The sequence below is a fragment of the Moorella glycerini genome, from assembly GCF_009735625.1.
In the GTDB taxonomy this organism is placed as follows: domain Bacteria; phylum Bacillota; class DSM-521; order Neomoorellales; family Neomoorellaceae; genus Neomoorella; species Neomoorella glycerini.
Window position 1 is genome coordinate 858098 of record NZ_CP046244.1, and the last position, 18766, is coordinate 876863.

The 18766-nt window shown below is 53.6% G+C and carries 17 protein-coding genes and 1 pseudogene; 1 reads left to right on the plus strand and 17 read right to left on the minus strand.

The window, feature by feature from the left end; genetic code table 11:
• Window positions 1-265 precede the first annotated feature (265 nt).
• Window positions 266-397 (plus strand): hypothetical protein, encoded by a 132-nt coding sequence (locus MGLY_RS18420; protein WP_277997891.1) that lies wholly within the window; start codon window positions 266-268, stop codon window positions 395-397.
• Here the strand turns inward: MGLY_RS18420 and MGLY_RS18135 are convergent.
• The 17 genes and pseudogenes from MGLY_RS18135 to MGLY_RS04180 all read right to left on the minus strand — a co-directional run bounded on the left by MGLY_RS18135 (window position 383) and on the right by MGLY_RS04180 (window position 18732).
• The gene (locus MGLY_RS18135) at window positions 383-544 is read right to left on the minus strand and encodes a hypothetical protein (protein WP_246187522.1); all 162 of its coding nucleotides are present in this window, start codon (window positions 542-544) and stop codon (window positions 383-385) included. The two genes, MGLY_RS18420 and MGLY_RS18135, sit on opposite strands and share 15 nt — an antisense overlap.
• 31 nt (window positions 545-575) lie before the next feature.
• Window positions 576-677, minus strand: a pseudogene (locus MGLY_RS18140) (FmdB family zinc ribbon protein); the annotation flags it as partial.
• 24 nt (window positions 678-701) lie between these two features.
• Window positions 702-1850, minus strand: a complete 1149-nt coding sequence (locus tag MGLY_RS04110) for an HD-GYP domain-containing protein (RefSeq protein ID WP_156271991.1) — start codon at window positions 1848-1850, stop codon at window positions 702-704.
• 362 nt (window positions 1851-2212) lie between these two features.
• On the minus strand, window positions 2213-3712 hold the full coding sequence (locus tag MGLY_RS04115; RefSeq protein WP_156271993.1) for an aminotransferase class I/II-fold pyridoxal phosphate-dependent enzyme: 1500 nt from the start codon (window positions 3710-3712) through the stop codon (window positions 2213-2215).
• A gap of 168 nt (window positions 3713-3880) precedes the next feature.
• The gene (fbp, locus tag MGLY_RS04120; RefSeq protein ID WP_156271995.1) at window positions 3881-5020 is read right to left on the minus strand and encodes a fructose-1,6-bisphosphate aldolase/phosphatase; all 1140 of its coding nucleotides are present in this window, start codon (window positions 5018-5020) and stop codon (window positions 3881-3883) included.
• A 171-nt stretch (window positions 5021-5191) separates the two neighbouring features.
• Window positions 5192-6691 carry a tripartite tricarboxylate transporter permease gene (locus MGLY_RS04125; protein ID WP_156271997.1) on the minus strand — a complete coding sequence of 500 codons (1500 nt, stop codon included), beginning with the start codon at window positions 6689-6691 and terminating at the stop codon, window positions 5192-5194.
• Between the two features lie 12 nt (window positions 6692-6703).
• Window positions 6704-7156 (minus strand): tripartite tricarboxylate transporter TctB family protein, encoded by a 453-nt coding sequence (locus MGLY_RS04130; protein WP_156271999.1) that lies wholly within the window; start codon window positions 7154-7156, stop codon window positions 6704-6706.
• Between the two features lie 151 nt (window positions 7157-7307).
• Window positions 7308-8339, minus strand: coding sequence for a tripartite tricarboxylate transporter substrate binding protein (locus MGLY_RS04135; RefSeq protein ID WP_156272001.1), 1032 nt, complete (start codon window positions 8337-8339; stop codon window positions 7308-7310).
• Between the two features lie 98 nt (window positions 8340-8437).
• Window positions 8438-9514 (minus strand): zinc-dependent alcohol dehydrogenase, encoded by a 1077-nt coding sequence (locus MGLY_RS04140; RefSeq protein ID WP_156272003.1) that lies wholly within the window; start codon window positions 9512-9514, stop codon window positions 8438-8440.
• Between the two features lie 324 nt (window positions 9515-9838).
• A complete protein-coding gene (locus MGLY_RS04145) occupies window positions 9839-11101 on the minus strand; it encodes a Tm-1-like ATP-binding domain-containing protein (RefSeq protein ID WP_156272005.1) in 1263 nt (420 codons plus the stop codon).
• A gap of 140 nt (window positions 11102-11241) precedes the next feature.
• Window positions 11242-12159, minus strand: a complete 918-nt coding sequence (locus tag MGLY_RS04150) for a sugar phosphate isomerase/epimerase family protein (protein ID WP_156272007.1) — start codon at window positions 12157-12159, stop codon at window positions 11242-11244.
• Window positions 12160-12241: 82 nt separating this feature from the next.
• Window positions 12242-12835, minus strand: a complete 594-nt coding sequence (locus MGLY_RS04155) for a class II aldolase/adducin family protein (RefSeq protein ID WP_156272009.1) — start codon at window positions 12833-12835, stop codon at window positions 12242-12244.
• An 83-nt stretch (window positions 12836-12918) separates the two neighbouring features.
• Entirely contained in the window at window positions 12919-13770 is an 852-nt protein-coding gene (locus tag MGLY_RS04160) for a creatininase family protein (protein ID WP_156272011.1), read from the minus strand.
• A 24-nt stretch (window positions 13771-13794) separates the two neighbouring features.
• Entirely contained in the window at window positions 13795-14796 is a 1002-nt protein-coding gene (locus MGLY_RS04165) for a LacI family DNA-binding transcriptional regulator (protein ID WP_156272013.1), read from the minus strand.
• A gap of 414 nt (window positions 14797-15210) precedes the next feature.
• Window positions 15211-15906 carry a FadR/GntR family transcriptional regulator gene (locus tag MGLY_RS04170; RefSeq protein ID WP_156272015.1) on the minus strand — a complete coding sequence of 232 codons (696 nt, stop codon included), beginning with the start codon at window positions 15904-15906 and terminating at the stop codon, window positions 15211-15213.
• 43 nt (window positions 15907-15949) lie between these two features.
• Window positions 15950-16513, minus strand: a complete 564-nt coding sequence (locus MGLY_RS04175; protein ID WP_156272017.1) for a 4Fe-4S dicluster domain-containing protein — start codon at window positions 16511-16513, stop codon at window positions 15950-15952.
• Between the two features lie 95 nt (window positions 16514-16608).
• Window positions 16609-18732, minus strand: a complete 2124-nt coding sequence (locus tag MGLY_RS04180; protein WP_156272019.1) for a molybdopterin-containing oxidoreductase family protein — start codon at window positions 18730-18732, stop codon at window positions 16609-16611.
• Window positions 18733-18766: the final 34 nt, after the last annotated feature.

Consider the following 18766-nt stretch of genomic DNA (forward strand, 5'->3'; position numbering starts at 1 on the left):
CATTAAAACATTCTCACCCCCCTGCTTAAATTCATGCCGCCAGGAGGGAAACGCCAACTCACATTTATCCTCATGGCGTCACTGTCCTGCTGGTTAGACCAGGTACTATATATATTCAACGAGGGACTAGATTTTCCTGCTGAATGATGAAAAAATTTTTATTTCACCCCAAACTTGTGATAACTTGAACATAACTGCCCTTCGGTATAAATAATATTCTTTGTTGCATACTAAGTTAAAAATCAAGAAAGGGGCCTTACCTTTTATGACCAGGTTAAACGAATTAGAGATTGCCCGGTTAACCGAAGAGCAAATCAAACGCCTGCAGGAAACCGAAAAGCTAATCAATGCCGCCGGCAACCAGGACATCTATCTGATGGCCTTAAAGAAAAAGTAAACCAAAAATAATAACCCGGGCCATTTCCCGGGTGTAGTGGTCGCCCCTGACCGGGGCTTTTTTAATGACAACCGCTGCAGCTGCTGCAGCTGCCGCCGCTGCAGCTGCTGCCGGAAGTAGCCGTGCCCGGCTCACCTTTGCGGACATATAAAAAACCGGTAAACCGCTGGCTTACCTCGCCGCCGCACTCCGGGCAACGGACTTTATCTTTATCCTTAATGGCTACAAACTGGCTAAACAGGTGCCCGCATGTTTTACATTTAAAATCATAGGTCGGCATGGCTTCATCTCCTTCCCCTAATGATTATAACACCCGGTAACCCTCGTTGTCACCCTCAGCAACCTTGAGATCACAGGTTAAGGGTAAAGCCTCCGCCGGCAGGAGATGGCTGACATAATAGTCCATTTCTACCGCCAGGTCAAGGGTCAGTTGTTCGCCGTAAGGTTCTCCGGAAGGCCGGTAAAGGAGGCGTACCCGGGGCCGGTGCGAATGTCCCCGGGCCGTGCCCGTAACTACACCGATATCGCCGCTGTTGAGCTGCACCAGGGTCCCCACCGGGTAGGCAGCTACATTGGCCAGGAAAGCTTTAACTATCTCGAAATCATGGGTAAAATTGCCCGACCCGGCCAGCATTTCGTAGGCCTCATGGGGCGGGTAGGCGCGGCGGTAGACCCGGTCGGCCGTCAGGGCATCATAAACATCCACTATACCGGTAATCCGGGCAAATTCATGGATTTCCTGCCCCTTTAACCCCTGGGGATAGCCGCTGCCGTTATAGCGCTCATGGTGTTCCAGAGCCACCCGGGCTGAAATCAGGCTGACACCTTTTTGCATCCGGAGAATGTCAAAACCGCACCGGGCATGGCGACAGACCAGTTCATATTCCTCCATGGTCAGCTTCCCGGGTTTATTCAGGATATGCAGGGGTACACAGGTCTTACCGATATCATGGAGCAGGGCTCCTACGCCCAGGTGCAGCAGGGCCTCGCGGCTGTAACGCAGGGTTAAACCGGTAACCAGGGCTAAAATACAGACATTAACGGAATGGGCAAAGGTATAATCATCCAGGGCGCGGATATCGGTAAGATTCAGCATGAGTTCCTGGCGGTCTAAAAGGTCCTCGAGCAATTTGCTAACTATCCGCTGGATGCGGGCCGAATCTACCAGCAGGGGCACATGGCTCTTTTCCCAGCCCTGGTAATTGCCGAAAAGTTCCTTCACGGCCCTGACGGCTGCCAGGCGGGTCTGCTCACTGACTATATCTTCTACTTCCAGGTCCCCCAGGAGTTCATCGCGAATATATACCGCCGGCACGCCCAGTTCTTTTAAGCGAATTATGTAGCTGGGCTTTAAAACTACCCCTTTATTGAGTAATACCTGCCCTTCGGCACTGTAAATAGCCCGGGCCATCACCATCCCCGGTTTTAAACTATCTACCGATAGCTTGCGCAATACCGGCACTCCCCTTTTCCCGCCGCGCCGTTATTTCGACACCGGTAACATAAAATCCTTCTCTTGTAGGGGCCGGCAGCCTGCCCCGGAAAAAATTAACCACCCTTTGCCAGGGTGGTTGTTTTTTTATCGGGACTGCTGGTTATGGGGGAAAATGTTATAACCCGGGTCTTTTTGCTGGCGGTAGAGGTAATAGCCCAGGGCCAGCACCGCCCCGCCGAGGATTACTAACCCGTAAATCATTATCGATCACCCCCAGCTTTTGTTTCAGTTACCTATCACTGGCTTTTAGCAACAGAGAGTTTCCTTCTGCTTTCTACCACCAGCTTTAGTATAAAAAACCTGCCGGGTGGTGTCAACGTTCAAGCTAGCCCGGCCCGGCTGGCCTTCTCGTGTTCCATGAGGCTCACCGTATCCTTCAGGATGCGGATGAATTTCAGTTCCGGGTCTTCCGGTCCCTGGAGGTCGGCATGTTCCTTTTTAAGCAGGTTAACATAATCTATAATCTCCCGGGTGATGACCTCTCCCGGGCAGACCAGGGGAATACCCGGGGGGTAGGCCGTAATGGCTTCGGCGCTGATTTCCCCTTCGGCGTACTCCAGTGCTATGCTGCGCGTCTGGCTGTAGAAGGCTGCCCGGGGCAGCACCGCCATCCGCGGAATGGCCGGCAAAGGGGGACAAAAACGTATCACGTTTTTTAAAGAGCGTTTCCTGGCAATATCCTGGAAGGCAGCAACCAGGCGGCCGGCCGTTTCCCGGTCATCACCAATGGAAACGAGCAGCAGGACGTTGTAGAGGTCGGAAAGCTCCACCTGGATCTTGTATTCCCGGCGCAGGATGGCTTCCATCTCATAGCCGGAAAGGCCCAGGCCCTGGACGTTGACGGTGATTTTGGTCGGGTCCAGGGCGGTACAACCGGGCAGGGAGGTTACTTCATCGCCCATGATGTTCAGACCTTCAATCCGGGAAAGTTCCCGGCGAATCCACCAGGTTATTTCCAAGGTGCGCTCTAAAAGCTCCCGTCCCCGGAGGGCCATCTGCTTGCGGGCCACATCCAGGGAGGCCAGTAAAATATACGAAGGGCTGGTGGTCTGGGTAAGGTTGAGGACGGCCTTTATATGCTTGGGGTCCAACCTCTCCCCCTGCAAAAGGAGAAAAGAGCTCTGGGTCATAGACCCGGCTAATTTATGGGCGCTCACGGCCGCGAGATCCGCCCCCGCTGCCATGGCCGACGGGGGCAGCGCCGGGTGGAATGGCAAATGGGCACCATGGGCCTCATCCACCAGCACGGGTACGTCAAAGGCGTGAGCTACGGCTACTATTTCCTTCAAGGGCGGTACTGTCCCGTAGTAATTGGGGCTGATGACAAAAACCGCCCTGGCGTCGGGGTGTTCCTTTAACGCCCTTTCTACCTTCTCCGGCGTTACTCCCATGGAAATGCCGTAATCCTCGTTAATCTCCGGTTCGATATAAACAGGGTGAGCACCGCTTAAAATAAGGCCGCCCAGGGCTGACCGGTGGGCATTGCGGGGAATAATAATCTTGTCTCCCGGCTGGCAAACGGCCAGGATCATGGCCTGGATACCGGAGGTAGTACCGTTTACCAGGAAAAAGGCATAATCCGCGCCGTAGACAGCCGCTGTCAGAGCCTCGGCCTCCCGGATAACATCCCGCGGATTGCAGATATTATCCAGTCCGGGCACACAGGTCAGGTCCATGGCCAGGACCCGCTCGCCGACATACTCTTTAAATTCCGCCAGGGCCCGGCCCTGCTTGTGACCGGGAACGTGAAAGGGAATAACTCCTTCTTCAATATACTGCTTGATGGCCGTAAAAACCGGAGTCCTGGTCTGCTCCAGCATGGCAAACGCCCCCTATCACGCGCTGCAACAGAAATTATTACACCACAAAAGGCGCTGGAATGCAAGCAGAATCTTTCTTTATATTTCTATGGGCTTTAGCCATGCCGGGTTACCCCGGAAATAAAAGGGAGCCACCACCCGGTGACTCCGGCATTTATTGAAGGTGTTTTACTTCGCCCCCAGTTCAGCAGCAAACCTTTCTTTCGCCGCTTCCCTGCCCACTTTAACAAAGCGGTTCTTCAGTTTAGCCATCACCTCGGGCATGGTGGTATATTCCATATCCTCCAGGGGCAGGCGGTGGGGTTCGAAGGGGCCTAAGGAACGCAAATAATTAGCGATCTCATTGGCGATCTCCCGGGCCTTATCAAAGGCCACATCGGCAAAGAGATCCTGGGGACCCACCAGGCGTCCCTGAGCCAGCTGGAAGCCCATGGCTACCACCCGCGGCGGCCCGTCAAAGCGTGTCGGCGCCGATTGGTTAAGGCCCACGGGCATCAGGGGGCCGATATGGGAACCGCGCATCCAGCCGGCCACCAGGTGGGGATTGGCAAAGGGTTCCAGGGCCTCCCCTACAGCCGGCAGGCCGCTCTGGCAGCGGACAATGCACACCGGGTCGTCCTTACCCACATAACGCCCGGCCATGAGGTTCAGGCGCTGGGTACTGGACACGGCGGCGATTTCGCCTGTGGTTTTAGAATAAACGGCCTTGATGCAGTAGCGCCCCGGAGCACCAATGAAGACCAGCAGATCGTAGAGTTCCTCGGGTAAAGAAAACTCCACCCGCTCATTTTTGATCAGGTCGTAAACCTCAAAGCGGAAACCCTGGTGCATTTTGGGATCGATAACCAGGCCAATGGTATTAAAGGGATCGGCAAACATCTTGTAGAGGGGGAAGTTCCAGGCCCCGGGCTCGGTCTTATCGGCAGCGAAGACAATCACCGGTTCGCTCTTGCGTTCCTCAAATTCCATTTCGGCAACCCCGGGACCCATGCCCTTGACGTTGCCGGAGAAGGCGTCGGAAAGGAGATCCTGGCCGGCACCGTAAAGTTTCAGCTCCCGGGCCACCTCGGTACATTGGAGAAAAATGTTCCAGGCCAGATGGTGAATTTCCGGGCAATCAACGCCATATTTATGGGTCATGATGAGGTTGATATCATCACCCACATGGGCCACCCGGTAATCTATCAACAGCTTGCTGGCGGCCAGGCAGCGCTCAGCCGTTTCCAGGAGACGCGGGTGGACGCTGGAATGACCAACATAGCCACCAATATCAGCCTTGATGACACTTAAAGTAATCTTTTCACTCAAGGTTGCACAACCCCCTTGCCCCGTAATAAAAATAAATGTGTTATACTATATGCTTTTTTATTCGATATAGAATAGCTGATTCCTGCTTTTATAATGATTTTTTGGCGCAAAAATGACCTCCCTTTTCAGGGAGGTCCTATTTTGCGTGTTCCAATTATTTACTTGCATCTTTTAACGACATTCGACAGTGCCGGCCATCTTCTTGGTGCCCCTGGCGCCCTTTACTATGCTAAAGGCTAAAAAGGCAATGGCAATTACATACAGGGAGAAAGAAATCGGTGAAGCAAACAAGCTACCCACATCGCCCCGCCCCATAATTAGGGCCTGGCGCAAAGAACGTTCCATTATTGGTCCCATAACCAGGCCAATTAACAGGGGGGCCGGATCATATTCGAATTTGCGCATCAAATAGCCTGCCACGCCGGCGCCCAGCATTACCCAGACATCAAAAATATTGTTATTGTCAGCGTAAGCGCCGACAATACAAAAGAGCAAGACCACCGGCATCAGGTATTTCTGAGGTATGCGGGTAATGCTCGCCCAGATGCCTACCAGAGGCAGGTTTAAAATCAAAAGCATGACATTGCCGATGTACATGCTGCCGATTACTCCCCAGAAAGCATCCGGGTGCTCGCGCAAGAAAAGGGGACCGGGTGTGACTCCCATCAGAAGCATACCGCTTAAAAGGACGGCAACGGCAGGCGAAAAGGGTATCCCCAGGGAGAGCAGCGGCACCATGGCCCCGGCGCTGGCGGCGTTATTAGCCGCTTCCGGTCCGGCCACCCCTTCAATGGCGCCGTGGCCAAACTCCTCCTTATGTTTAGATATACTCTTCTCTAAGCTATAGGAAGCAAAGGAAGCAATAGTTGCAGCCGGACCGGGAACCAGGCCGATTAAAAAGCCCAGGAAGCCGCCCCGGAACATGGGCGGTAAAGCCCGCTTGATCTCCTCCTTTGTCGGGTAAAGGTCGCGCAGGCCTACTTTCATTACTTCCAGCTGTTCATCGGCCTGACTGGCCAGCCAGAGGATCTCCCCTACCCCGAAGAGGCCGGCAGCAATGGCGATAAAGCTCAACCCCGTCCCCGCACCGGCATAGTTAAAGGTAAAACGGTTAATACCTCCCAGGGGGTCCAGGCCCACTGTAGAAAGGAGCAAACCCAGGGCAATCATTAGAAAGGCCTTGAGGCCGCCTTTTCCCGAAAGGTTAGACAGGAGGATAATACCTACTATAGTCATGGCAAAAAATTCCGCCGGCCCGAATTTTAATGCTACCCTGGCCAGGGGCGGCGCAAAAAGCTGGATTAGGATTATGCCTAAAGTTCCGGCGATAAAGGAGCCAATGGCACTGACAGCCAGGGCCGCGCCGGCCCGCCCTTTGCGGGCCATTTTATACCCTTCCAGGCAAGTGACGACGCTGGCTGGTTCGCCCGGCACATTTACTAAGATAGAGGTAGTTGAGCCGCCATACATGGCGCCATAGTAAATGCCAGCCAGCATAATCAGCCCTGCCGTCGACCCCATTTTAACTGTCAGCGGCAATAACATGGCCATGGCGGCAGCCGGCCCCAGACCAGGTAAAACTCCTGTCAGGGTACCTATAATGACGCCGATAAAACAGGCAAAAAGATTAAAGGGTGTTAAGGCTACCTGTAAGCCTTCAAGTAAAGGCATCAGCAAAACCTCCTAGAGTAAAAGGCCCACCGGAAAAGAGACTTTCAGCCACAAACCAAAAATTAGATATGCCCCCAGGGCAGCTCCCGCGGCTATCCCTACAGCCCGGAACCATTCTTTGACCCCCAGGATCCTACAGCATAACAGGGCCAGGACAAAACTGGTAGTGAAAAAGCCGACAAACTCCATAGCCAAAAGGGCAAGGGCAATCACCAGGGTTAAAATTAAAACCCTGCGCCCGTTTCCGGGGTTAACTGCTTCGTTTTTCTCCCCTTCCGGCTTATTACCACGACCACTGCTTAAAAATAACCACCCTGCCAGCAATAGGACAGCTATAGCAACAAGCATGGGGAAGACTGCCTCGCCAGGTGAAGCGAGGGTGCCCAGGTCATATTGCCGGGAATATATTAAGAACAACAAACTTATGCCTGCCAGTACCAGGCTGCTAACTCTATCCTTTCCCATAGCCTTCCTCCGAAAATTGAAAGTGAGAGGCCGGAAGTCGTCCAGCACTTAACTGTAACCAACCGTCAGAAGTGGCTCCTCCCTGCTACTTTGCATATTCTCAGGGGGCACTTTTTGGTGCAGTGCCCCCTGAAAATAAGTTAACGCCTGGCTACTGCTTCTTCATACCAATCTGTTCCATCAAACTGGCTAGCTCTTGATCCTGCTGGGCGATAAACTTGTCAAAGTCTTTGGCGCTCCGGAATTCGATATTCGCGCCCATTTCAGCGGCAAATTTCTTGAATTCCTCGTTCTCCGTTACTTTCTTCATGGCTGCTTCCAGTTTGCTGATGACTGCTTCTGGTGTACCCGCCGGGACAGCAATGCCACGCCACAGGGACAGGGTTAAATCTATTCCCTTTTCCTTAAAAGTAGGCACGTCCGGCAGGACCTTCAGCCTTTCTTCGCCGGTAACAGCCAGAATCCTGACCTGCCCGGCTTTAACCTGGGACATGATTTCTGCCGGTAGCTGGGAGCTGGCCTCAATCTGGCCGCCTAAAAGGCTGGATACGGCCAGACCCTGGCCAAAAGGTACATGGGTAAATTTGACTCCCGTTTTATTTTCCAGAGCAACAGCCGCCAGGTGGGTAAAGCTGCCCTTACCTGAATTACCAATTCTCACTTTGCCCGGGTTCTTTTTGGCATAATCAATGAACTCATTGATGTCCTTCCAGGGCGCGTCGGCCTTGACGGCAATGCTTACCGGTTCGGTAGTCAGTTCGGCTACCCCGCTGAAGGCCTTATAGTCAAAATTCATATTGCCGGCGTGATAGGCGGTATTGATGGAATTGGAGTTCCAGACAATATTGTAACCATCTGCCTTCTGGCCTTTGACGTAGGTGTAACCTGTGGCGCCACCGGCGCCGGTACGGTTAACGACGGAAATGGGCTGGCCTAATTCCTTACCTGCGATTTCTGCTACCTTGCGGGCCAGCAGGTCCGCGCCGCTGCCGGCACCAAAAAGGACCGTCATCTCTACCGGTTTGGTAGGATAATCTATAGCCGCCTTGTTTTCACCCTGGCTGCTACCTTTGGTCCCTTCCTTCGCCTGCTCGCTGCCGCCGCAGCCAGCCAGGGACAGGGTAAGCACCAGTAGCAGAGCAGCTAGGCCTAGAGCTACACCCTTTAACCTCCAGTTTTTCATGTTAACCCTCCTTGAATTGATTTTTATTAATGCAGCGGTATTTCCGCCGGCATTTCCCCGCACTTAGAAGAGGAACCCCTTACAACCTGATGCCGTTTTCAGGGATTGATGACTACCTTCATGGCCCCGTCTTTGCGGTTGACGAAGTAATCCAGGCCCTTGGGGAACTCCTCTAACGGGAAGGCATGGGTCATGATGGGTTTGGCATCAATTTTACCCTGGGCCATCAGGGACAGGGCTCGCTTGCAGTTCTGGTTGCCTTCACCGCGTACCGTCAAAAGGCTGATCTGGTTCATGACTACATAATCCAGGTTGGCAGTAACCGGTTCTTTGTAGAAGGAAACCAGGACCATGACGCCGCCTTTTTTAGTTGACTTGATGCCATATTCAAAGGCCTGGGAGTTGCCGCCGCACTCAAAAACCCTTTCGGCACCTTTACCACCGGTGATGGCCATGACTTCGGCCACGGGATCGGCAACCTCGCGGATATTGATGGTATGGGTTGCCCCCAGCTGGCGGCCCTTGGCCAGGCGGTCTTCCCTGGTACCCATGAGGATGATTTTTTCAGCACCTAAAGCACGGGCTCCCTGGACAACGGATAAACCTATGGGACCAGGGCCGATCACCAGGACCGTATCGCCGGCAATATAGCCGCCGCTCTTATCGATGGCGTAGAGGGCGCAGCCGGCGGTGGTCACATAGGTGGCCTCGTTAAAGGAAATATTGTCAGGAATTTTATAAACCGAGTTCACATGCTGGACGGCATACTCGGCAAAACCGCCGTCTACCGTCATGCCGGCGGCGCGGTGGCCTTTATCCAGGCGGCCGTAGTTTAAACAGGCGGTATACTTGCCGTCAATGCAGTTCTCGCAGCGGCCGCAACCCTTGTGGGCCTCAATGGCCACCCGGTCGCCTACCTGGAACTCGTCCACCGTTTCCCCCAGGGCCACTACCGTACCGGCCCATTCGTGGCCGAAGGTAAATTCCCCGTAGGGCGGCATCTTGGGCATACCCTTGGTTATGATTTTCACATCGGTACCACAAATGCCGCAGGCGGCTACCCGGACCAGCACTTCTCCCGGGCCGGGTTGGGGGACCGGCTTCTCCACCAGGCGCACGTCATTGGGACCAAAAAGAACCAGGGCTTTCATTTTCTCGGGAATTTGATATTCCATTTTAATGAATAACCTCCTCCGAACGATTATGCCGGAAATTGTATCTGCTGGTTGGGGATATGTCCCTCCGCCGCTCAGGAGTTACACGCCGACAGGACGACGGCTCGGTTCGGACCGCTGCTCCTCGCCTGCGGATTGCCCATGAACAGGCTCCTGGTTCCGCCAACTTTACTCCTTCTATGAGATTACGTCGTTCCCTCACAAAGGCACGCTCAGGCGTCCTCGGCTCCGGCAGCGGTAACCTCACCTCGCCTGTCCTGTTAACGGCGCTCCACGCCTCATAGGCTCCAGGACATATCCCCATCCTAACGCCCAGGCAAATTTTTAGGGTTCGCTGGCGGCAGAACTTTCCTGGCCCGCCAGCCATACTTCCATCAACTGGTGCATAACGGCAGCCGCGCTGGTAGCAAAGACCGGGTCGTTGATATTGGCGTCCAATTTCATTAACTTTACCCGGGGGGCCAGATTGGCCTCCAGGGCCGCCACCAGCGCGGCATCGGCCTCCGGGTCGTGGAGGGGGCCACCGGCGCGGCCGTTTTCCGACCAGCCTTTAAGCGGTACCATAACGGCTACCGGCCCGCGGGCGGCATTTAACCTGGCGGCTAGCACCTCGCCCACCCGGCTTAACTCTTCTTTCGTCGCCCGGACGTTGGTATTGTAGGGGTTGTGGTAATGGGTCGGGCGGCCCCGGTAGGCCGGCGGTATGCTCTCCGCCGGTCCGAAGCAGAAATAATCCAGTCCCCCCAGGGAAATCACCTGGGGAATACCCCTCCGGCCCGCCGCCTCCAGGCGCGGCCGCATGGGGGTATAAATGTCGCCGGCCTCAGCAAAAACCTCGCCGATTAATTCATGGGTAGTGAGATCGAGGACCCCCTGGATCAGGCCGGCCTCGATTAATTCTTCCATGGCCGAACCGCAGGCCCCGGAAGCGTGGAAGGCAATCACCTCGTAACCCTGCTCTACCAGCAGCTCCCGGGCGGCGGTAACTGCCGCGTTGGTATTGCCAAAGGCGGTGGTGGCAATTACCGGCCGGTCGCCGGCCTGCAGGGGCTCGCCGTGGGCCGCCATGCCCATGACCGCCCCGGCAGCATTGCTGAGGATGGTCCGGCTGACGGTATTGGGGCCTCCCAAAAGGTCGGCTACCGAGAACATCATGATGATATCCTTGTACTCAATATAGGGGCGAATGTTACCGGAAGCCACCGTGGAGACAATTACTTTGGGCAGCCCGATGGGCAAAGCCCGCATGGCGATGGCCGCTATGGCCGTACCCTGGTTGCCGCCAATGCCCAGGACGCCGGCCAGCTCGCCCCGGACGTAGAGGTCGGTTAACACCCGGGCCGCTCCCACCCCCATGGTCTGCATCATGGCATCGCGGCGCAAAGCCGGCAAATCCTTAAATTCTACCCCGCCCCGGCGGCAGATTTCTTCCCGCGGGTAGGTGGCCTTAAACCCATGGGGAAGGTAGGTGCTTACATCCAGGACCGGCGCCTGCCAGCCCCGGGCGGCGATGAAGTCCTGCAAAAAACGAGTTTCAGCTTCTTTAGTGTCGACAGTAGCGATAATAGCAATGGTCCTGGATGGCATGCTAGTTTCGCCTCCGAAAATACCTCTCATGGGCTGGCTATGTTTGCGCTCGCTGCAAACAAATGCCAGCCCAGCTTCTCATAGGCGCTAATTGCGTAGATAGCGGCTGTTTACCACCGTGGTAGTTCCTCCTGGTTATTTTAAGCCAGGGCCCAGGCTTCTTTGATGACTCTTTTGGCATTGGCCAGAATTAATTCCGAAGTCTCGCCGGGCAGCAGGGGGCGCACTTCCGCACTCAGGACCGGTCGCTTTTCCGGGCCAATAAGGCCCATGCCGGCCAGCAGGCGGAAATAGGCGCTGACCTCGCCGGTGTCGATCTCCCCGTCTTCCACCCCGAAACGGGGCTGCAGGTCGCCGTACAAAGGATGGCGCCGGTCCTTCATGACGCAGTTACCGATATGAAAAGCCATTAAATAATCCTTTACCAGGGGCAGGGCTTCCTCGGGCTTTTCCCGGAGCAAGGGGAAATGGGAGAGGTCGGCCAGGAGCCCGAATTTAGGATAACTGGGCCGCAGTTCCCTGGCAATATCAAAAGCATCCCTGAAATGGCCAATCAAGGATTCTTTGTCAATATCCCGGTCAAAGATTTTTAAGGTAATGGCCGGGTCGCCCATCTCCCTGGCATACTCGCAGATCTGGGCCAGGGAATCTACCAGCAGTTTCTTGGCCTCTTCCCGCCGCTCCGGGCCGGGGTCTTTGCCGGCCGGGATGCGCACAGCAACAGCGCCCAGGTCGGAAGCTTCTTTAAGGCAGTTGAAAACCTGCTTGATGGCCCGCTTTCTTTCCCCGGGATCGAAGGAGTTGAGATTTAATTTCTGGGAAAAGATGGCCGGCTGGCAGGCATAGCACACCTCCAGGTGGGCAATGCGTAAAATTTGCGCCGCCTCGGTACGCTGTTTGATGTCCTTGATCCAGCCCACTTCCACGGCGGTAAAGAAGTCGTCTTCGGCAATGCGACGCAGGGTTTCTACTACCGGCCCGGTGCCGTTTACTACCTCTGGAAAGGCTTTAAAATGGACGATGCCGACCTTCATAAATTCATAAATGGAAGCCCTCATACCTTAACCTCCCCTTAATTTACGCCATTTTCCCCACTCGCCGGAAGTGTGGATCAATTCTGGCTAGCCCTTGGAAAAAAAATTAACCTAGCTGGGATAACAGGAAAGCCACTTTGGCATTATCTTCTAAAACGTCCGCCAGGTAAAAGGCCCGGTGGATATTTTCCCCCACCGTGACAAAACCGTGGCGCTTAAGGACGGCGGCTTTGAGGGTAAGGTCTGCAAAGGCTTTAATTACCATTTCGGCGAGTTCCACCGATCCCGGCGGGGCATAGTCAACAATCCCTATTTTGTTGAGGCCGGCCTCAGCGGCAGCCGTTACAACCGGCAATTCCCCCCTGGCCGTCACATAAGCCGTAGCATAGGCCGAATGGCCGTGGACGACGGCCTGGACTTCCGGGCGGGCCTTTAAAATACCCAGGTGGAAACGAATTTCCTTGGAAGGCTTGCCCTGGCCTGCCAGGATATTACCTTCCAGGTCCACCAGGATAAAATCTTCCGGTTCCACATCGCCAAAGGACTTGCCAGTGGCTTTAATGAGGATTTGTTCCGGGTGTCCCGGGACGCGGGCGCTGGTGTTGCCACTAGTAGCCGAGGTAAGGCCGCGGGTAAAGATTTGCCGGCTGACCTCTACCATTTCCTGGCGTAACCTGGTAACTGCATCTAAATCGATCATTTTACCTTCCTCCCAGCCTTGCTCGTGGGTACAAGCCAGGCTTTAAAGCCGGGCTTGTACCTTGAGTCAAGGGGATTAGCGCGTTATGCCCTCTCGGGGAAATCGCGGTTTTCTACTTTGAAGGGGAACTTCTTGACCTCTTCAATGAAGGCGGCCAGGTGCTCGGCTTCTTTGTCAAAGAGCTTCAAGCCTTTTTCGGCGGTTCCCCGGAAGGGATTACCAATAGTGGCGTGATCGGAGTACTCATGGTGTTCCATGGGGACAATGATGTTTTCGGAACCCCGGAATTTAACGGTAGCAGTGCCGTCGATCTTGGAGAATTCGGGGCCCATCCACCGCGGCGCGTGGGCACGGTCATTAACCGCCCGGCTCATATCCACCAGGCTCTCATCGTAAGCCATTACCTGGGCCGTCTCCATTTCACCGGCGTGCCAGCCGGGGGTCTCCTCAGGCGGCCCTTCAATGATACCTTTAACTACTTCGCATTCCCTCTCGGTAGGCGTCTTGTACCAGGCCACAAAGGCCCCGGTCTGGTAGCGGAGTTTGCGCAGGAGTTCATCAATAGGTTTGGTGTTGGACCCGTGGTGCGAAACAAAGACTATTTTATTGGCGCCATGGAAAATCAGGCTCCGGGCAATATCATGGAGGACACGGCGGAAGGTTTCGGCAGCCAGGGTAATGGTACCGCAACCTTCACCGACTTCGCCCATGTGATGGGGAGAGTAGCCAAAGGGTAGCAGCGGTGTGTGGGGAACATTAGCCAGTTTAGCGGCCCGCTCGGTAACGGAAATGGTAGTAATGCTGTCCGTTCCCAGGGGCACATGGGCACCGTGCTTTTCACAGCTCCCGACTGGTACGAGAACGGTGTCGGTCTCCTTGAACCATTCCTGAGCGTCAACGAAGGAACATTCCAAGAGGTTGTAACGTTTTGCCATTTCAGTAAACCTCCTGCCAGTTATTTATTTTAGTATAGAAGATTCCCTGACCTCAAGGTGGGTTGCCAGGATGGTAACCGGCGGCACCTCCCGGCCGGCAAGGAGCTCGGCCAGCACCTTCATGGCAGTCACCCCCAGGTCATAGACCGGGACAGCTACAGTAGATAATGCAGGCGTAATAAAGGATGCCAGGGGAGTATTGTCAAAACCTACCACAGCAACATCTTCTGGTACCTTGATTCCCCGTTCTTGCAGGGCTTTAATAACGCCTATGGCCATAAGATCGTTATGGGCGAAAATAGCAGTTATCTTCCGGGGACCGCTAAGGGGCAACCGGCCAACGGCTTGATAACCGCTATTAAATTCAAAGTCCCCTTCAATGACCCACCCGGACTCTATACCTGCCCCTTCAGCCTCCATAGCAAGGCGGTAACCTTCCAGGCGGTCCCTGGCGGTAGTTGAAACCGCAGGGCCAGTCACCGTGGCAATACGCCGGTGGCCGAGACGCAATAAATGCTCAACAGCTTCCCGGGCAGCCCGTACATTATCCACCTGCACCGCCGGCAGGTCGGCTTTATGGCGCCCGATGACCACCGTCGCCACCGAGCCCTGTTCAAAAAAGTGTTCCCTGCTGGCATCCTCTACAGCACCACCGCCGGTAAAGATTACCCCGTCCACTCGTTTTTCCCGCAAGACGCGGAGATATTCTTTCGTGCGTTCCCGGGAACGGTCGGTATTGCAGAGGATAACTGTATAGCCCTTCTCATGGGCTACATCCTCCACCCCCCGGACAATCCCCGGGTAATAAGGGTTGGCAATATCCGGGAGGATCAGGCCGATGGTTTTTGTTTCATTCAGCTGGAGGCTGCGGGCCATGGCGTTGGGGTAAAAGCCAAGTTCTTTGATAGCTGCCAGGACTCGCTCCCTGGTTTCAGGGTTAATGGGGTGCTGGCTGTTGTTAAGGACGCGGGAAACAGTTGTCACAGAAACACCGGCATGTCTGGCTACGTCTTTAATGGTGACCATGGCTTTCACCCCTTTGCGGAAAACGTTTTCCTTAGTTATAAATCTAGCATGGTTTGGCTCCCATGTCAATAACTAATTTTAAATCGTGAATATTTTCTTATGGCAACCGTTTCCCTTTGGCATTATGTGTTATGGCAAACGTTTTCTATTTGTTTTTTCGCGCCCCTTTCTGGAAAGCCATAAGATATGCGGCTGTACATTTGGCACAATCCGCTGCCATAGTAACAAACCCGCTATTCATACGCCTCTCAGATACCGGGGCGGAAATTGAGCCGTAAAGAGTCTGGACATTCTTCCCAAAAATAAAATCTCCCCGCAGGGTAACTAAAAATTTACGGGGAGTTTCAGGAAAGCAGCATCCTTATATAAGAGTTGTTCGCGAAAGGCCGCTAGTACAAGGCCGGGGGACCCCTCCTACTTCAATTGCCGGGCTACAAAGCGCAGGTGTTTGCCCATGGCCCGGCGGGCAGTTTCCGCAGCCCCGGAAATAATAGCCTGGGTAATTTCACTGTGCTGTTCAAAAAGCACCCGGGCGTTATCCGGATCAGAGTAAAGCCGGTTGCGTTTATTGGCCAGGGTCTGGGCAATGGTGTCGGCAATGGTGTACATCAAACGGGAAAGAATGGGATTATGGGACATCCCAGCAATGGTTAGATGAAATTTGACATCCGTATCCTCCTGGAGAAATCCCCGCGCCAGTTCGTTGCCCATCTGCTGGATTATCTCTACCAGCTTTTCTTTTTCCTCGGTCGTAGCCCGCCGCGCCGCCAGGTAAACTATCTCCCGCTCCAGGATCTGCCTGGCTTCCAACAAGTACATGGATTGTTGTTCTTCCAGCAGCAAGGCCATGACCAGGGGCTGGACAATATCGCAGTTCTGCACCTTGCGGACAAAGGTCCCTTCGCCGGGCTTAACTTCCAGGACACCCATGGTGGTCAGGGCGCGAATGGCCTCCCGGACAGATGCCCGGCTGACGCCCAGTTTCTCCGACAGCTCCCGTTCCGAGTAAAAGCGTTCCCCCGGCAAGAGCTTGCCTTCACTGAGGGATTTTTTCACCTGCTCGACGATTTCTTCGTAAATCTTTTTCGTTTTAATAGGCTGCAGTTCCATCGGCCCTACCTCGGAGTTCTTTTTAGATTATTATTGCATTATTTCAGGCTGATGGCAACTGGCTATTTCTAGACTTGGACGTGATTTTGCCAACCATCAGGCAGCTCGTAGCATCTGCCATCCTGGCGGCAACCTGACCTTCCACCTGGTGCAGCAATTCATTTACCGGCCCAAATTGCAGTGCTTTTGCAGGACAGGCACGCACACAGGCAGGTTCTAAAGCCTGTTTTATTCTTTCTATACATAAATTGCACTTTTGCATTTTCCCGTCCTGCCCAAAGCGGGGCACCCCGAAGGGGCAGACCAAAGCGCAGCTATGGCAGCCAATACAGCGCCTCGCGTCAACAAGGATTATACCTGTGTACTCTTCCATACTTATGGCTCTTGTGGGGCAGATCATCAGGCAAGGGGCATCTTGACAATTCATACAGGAAAGGGAGATATAATTCACCTTTACCCGGGGAAATTCCCCCCTTTCAACCACAAAAACCTGGCGCCAGGCAATTTGCTCTTTTCCTGTCTCCCCATCATTTTGATCCATACAGGCTACGATACAAGCCTGGCATCCCACGCAGCGATTCACATCCAGGTAAATAGCATAACCCATAATTTTAGACCTCTTTCTCGAAACACTTTTTAAGTTGGCCCTCGTGACAAATAAAGATTTCCCCTCGTCACCAAAACAATAACTCCTTTAACTGCCTAATCCTCCAATTTCTCGACTTTACATAAAAGTGCCTTGTATCCCGGATAACCGGAAATTGGGTCAAGATAATCAGCCGCAATAAGTAAATTAACGTCTGCCTCCGTATAACCGTGGTACATATGGATTACTCCTGGCATCACCGTTTGAGTCAAATTGGCCAGTACCTGAATTGATCCGCGAGGAGTAGATAGCCTGACCCTATCTCCCTGCTGGATACTCAGCCGATTGGCATCGACCGGGTTCATGTCCAGTGCCGGCTCCGGCCGTAAACTGCGCGTCCAGGATAAACGAAACGTGCGGGAATGAATGAACATTGGCAGACGGGAACCTGTATTTAAAATAAAAGGATATTCTTGCGCCTGCTCCGGGGTTTCATCAACACTAGAGCGGGGTGGGCGATAGACAGGCAACCCTTCATAGCCGTAGGTTTCCAGCAGTCTTGATTGGAATTCCATTTTACCCGTCGGGGTGGCAAAACCTTTTTGCCTGTATTTTTTTTCTTGTACTTCCCGGGAACAGGGTACAAACATGCCGGCAGGATGTTTCTTTAACTCGGCAATGGTTAAACCGCCCGGCGCCAAGATCCAGTCCAGGGAAGCTTCGTAACCGGCATTTAGTAAAGGATCCTCTATCTTTAGCCTGCGAGCCAGTTCAAAGATAATATCTGTATCCGGCCGGGAAGCATATAAAGGTTCAATAGCGGGCCGGGTATAGATGACGTAATTTTCCGGGTAACACCTCAGTTCACTGCGTTCTAAAGAACTGCATGCCGGCAAGACGACATCTGCCAACCTGGCACTGTCGGTCATAAACAGGTCCACATCAACCAGTAAATCCAGTCTCTTTAAACTTTCCGCCATAAAGCTAGAAGCAGGCCACATACGGTGGTTGAGACCAAAGGACAGCATCGCTTTCAGGGGATACGGTTGACCGGAATTAATCTGGAAGGGCAACATCATCGCCTGGGCTTCATTAACCAATTCACACCACACCGGAAATTGTTCCGCACCTATGCGCGGCGGCATCTCCTCCCATTTCCGGGGCAGAGCATACTCGCTCTCCCTGGTAGTAAAGCCGGCAGGTACGCCAATATAGCTCGGGGGATTTACCACATTGCCGCCTTTAATATCATAATTTCCGGTAAGGCCAACTAAACTCATTACTGCCCGGTAATTTTGAACGCCATTGGTATGGTGTACAACCGCACAAGCACTGGTCATCAGGCTACCCGGTTTAGTCGTAGCATACAGGCGGGCAGCTTCAATTATTTTACCTGCCGGTACACCGGTAATGGCAGCCCCCCTTTCCGGAGTAAACTGCCGAACATAATCCCGGTAGGCTTCAAAGCCATAAGTATAATTATTAATAAAATCCCGGTCATACAATTCCTCATTAATAATCACGTTGGCCATGGCCAGGGCCAGGGCGCCGTCAGTGCCGGGTTTTAATGGCAGGTGAATATCAGCCAGAGCAGCCATTGGGGTATAGCGGGGATCAACGCAAATAATTTTTAAACCCTTTTCCCGGGCGTCAAGGATACCCCGGCTCAGGCATGAATTAGAATAAAAGGGATTTGTGCTCCAAACGAGCAGGCAACGGCTGTTGGGAATGTCAGCAACAGCCTGGCTTCCAAAGGTTAGTTTCCAGGCCATCGTTGTCGCCCGGGCGCAGGTGCTGGACTCGCTGGCGTAATTAGGCGAACCGAAGGCATGGGCAAGACGCTGGAGAAAGGGGCGCATCCACTTGCTGTAGCCGGCATAAAAGACAACGGCTTCAGGTCCATAATTCTTCTTAATCTCTATTAACTGCCCGGCGATATAATCCAGGGCTTCATCCCAGGAAACAGGAATAAATTTACCTTCCCCCCGGGGCCCGTTGCGTTTCAAAGGCGTTCGCAAGCGATCTTTATGATATACATACTGGCGCGTAGCCGCCCCTTTTGCACAAAGAGTACCGGCATTATGGGGATTTTCTCGCGTCCCCTCTACTTTTATAATCCGGCCCCCTTGCAAATAGACATCGAGACCGCACTGGGTCAGTGGATCACATATGCAGCAAATTGACTTTTTAATCTCAATCCCTGTTTCTGGCCCGGGAATTTTTCCTTTAATTTTATCCATAACAATTTACCCCCAGGTAACAAAATTCTTCTTT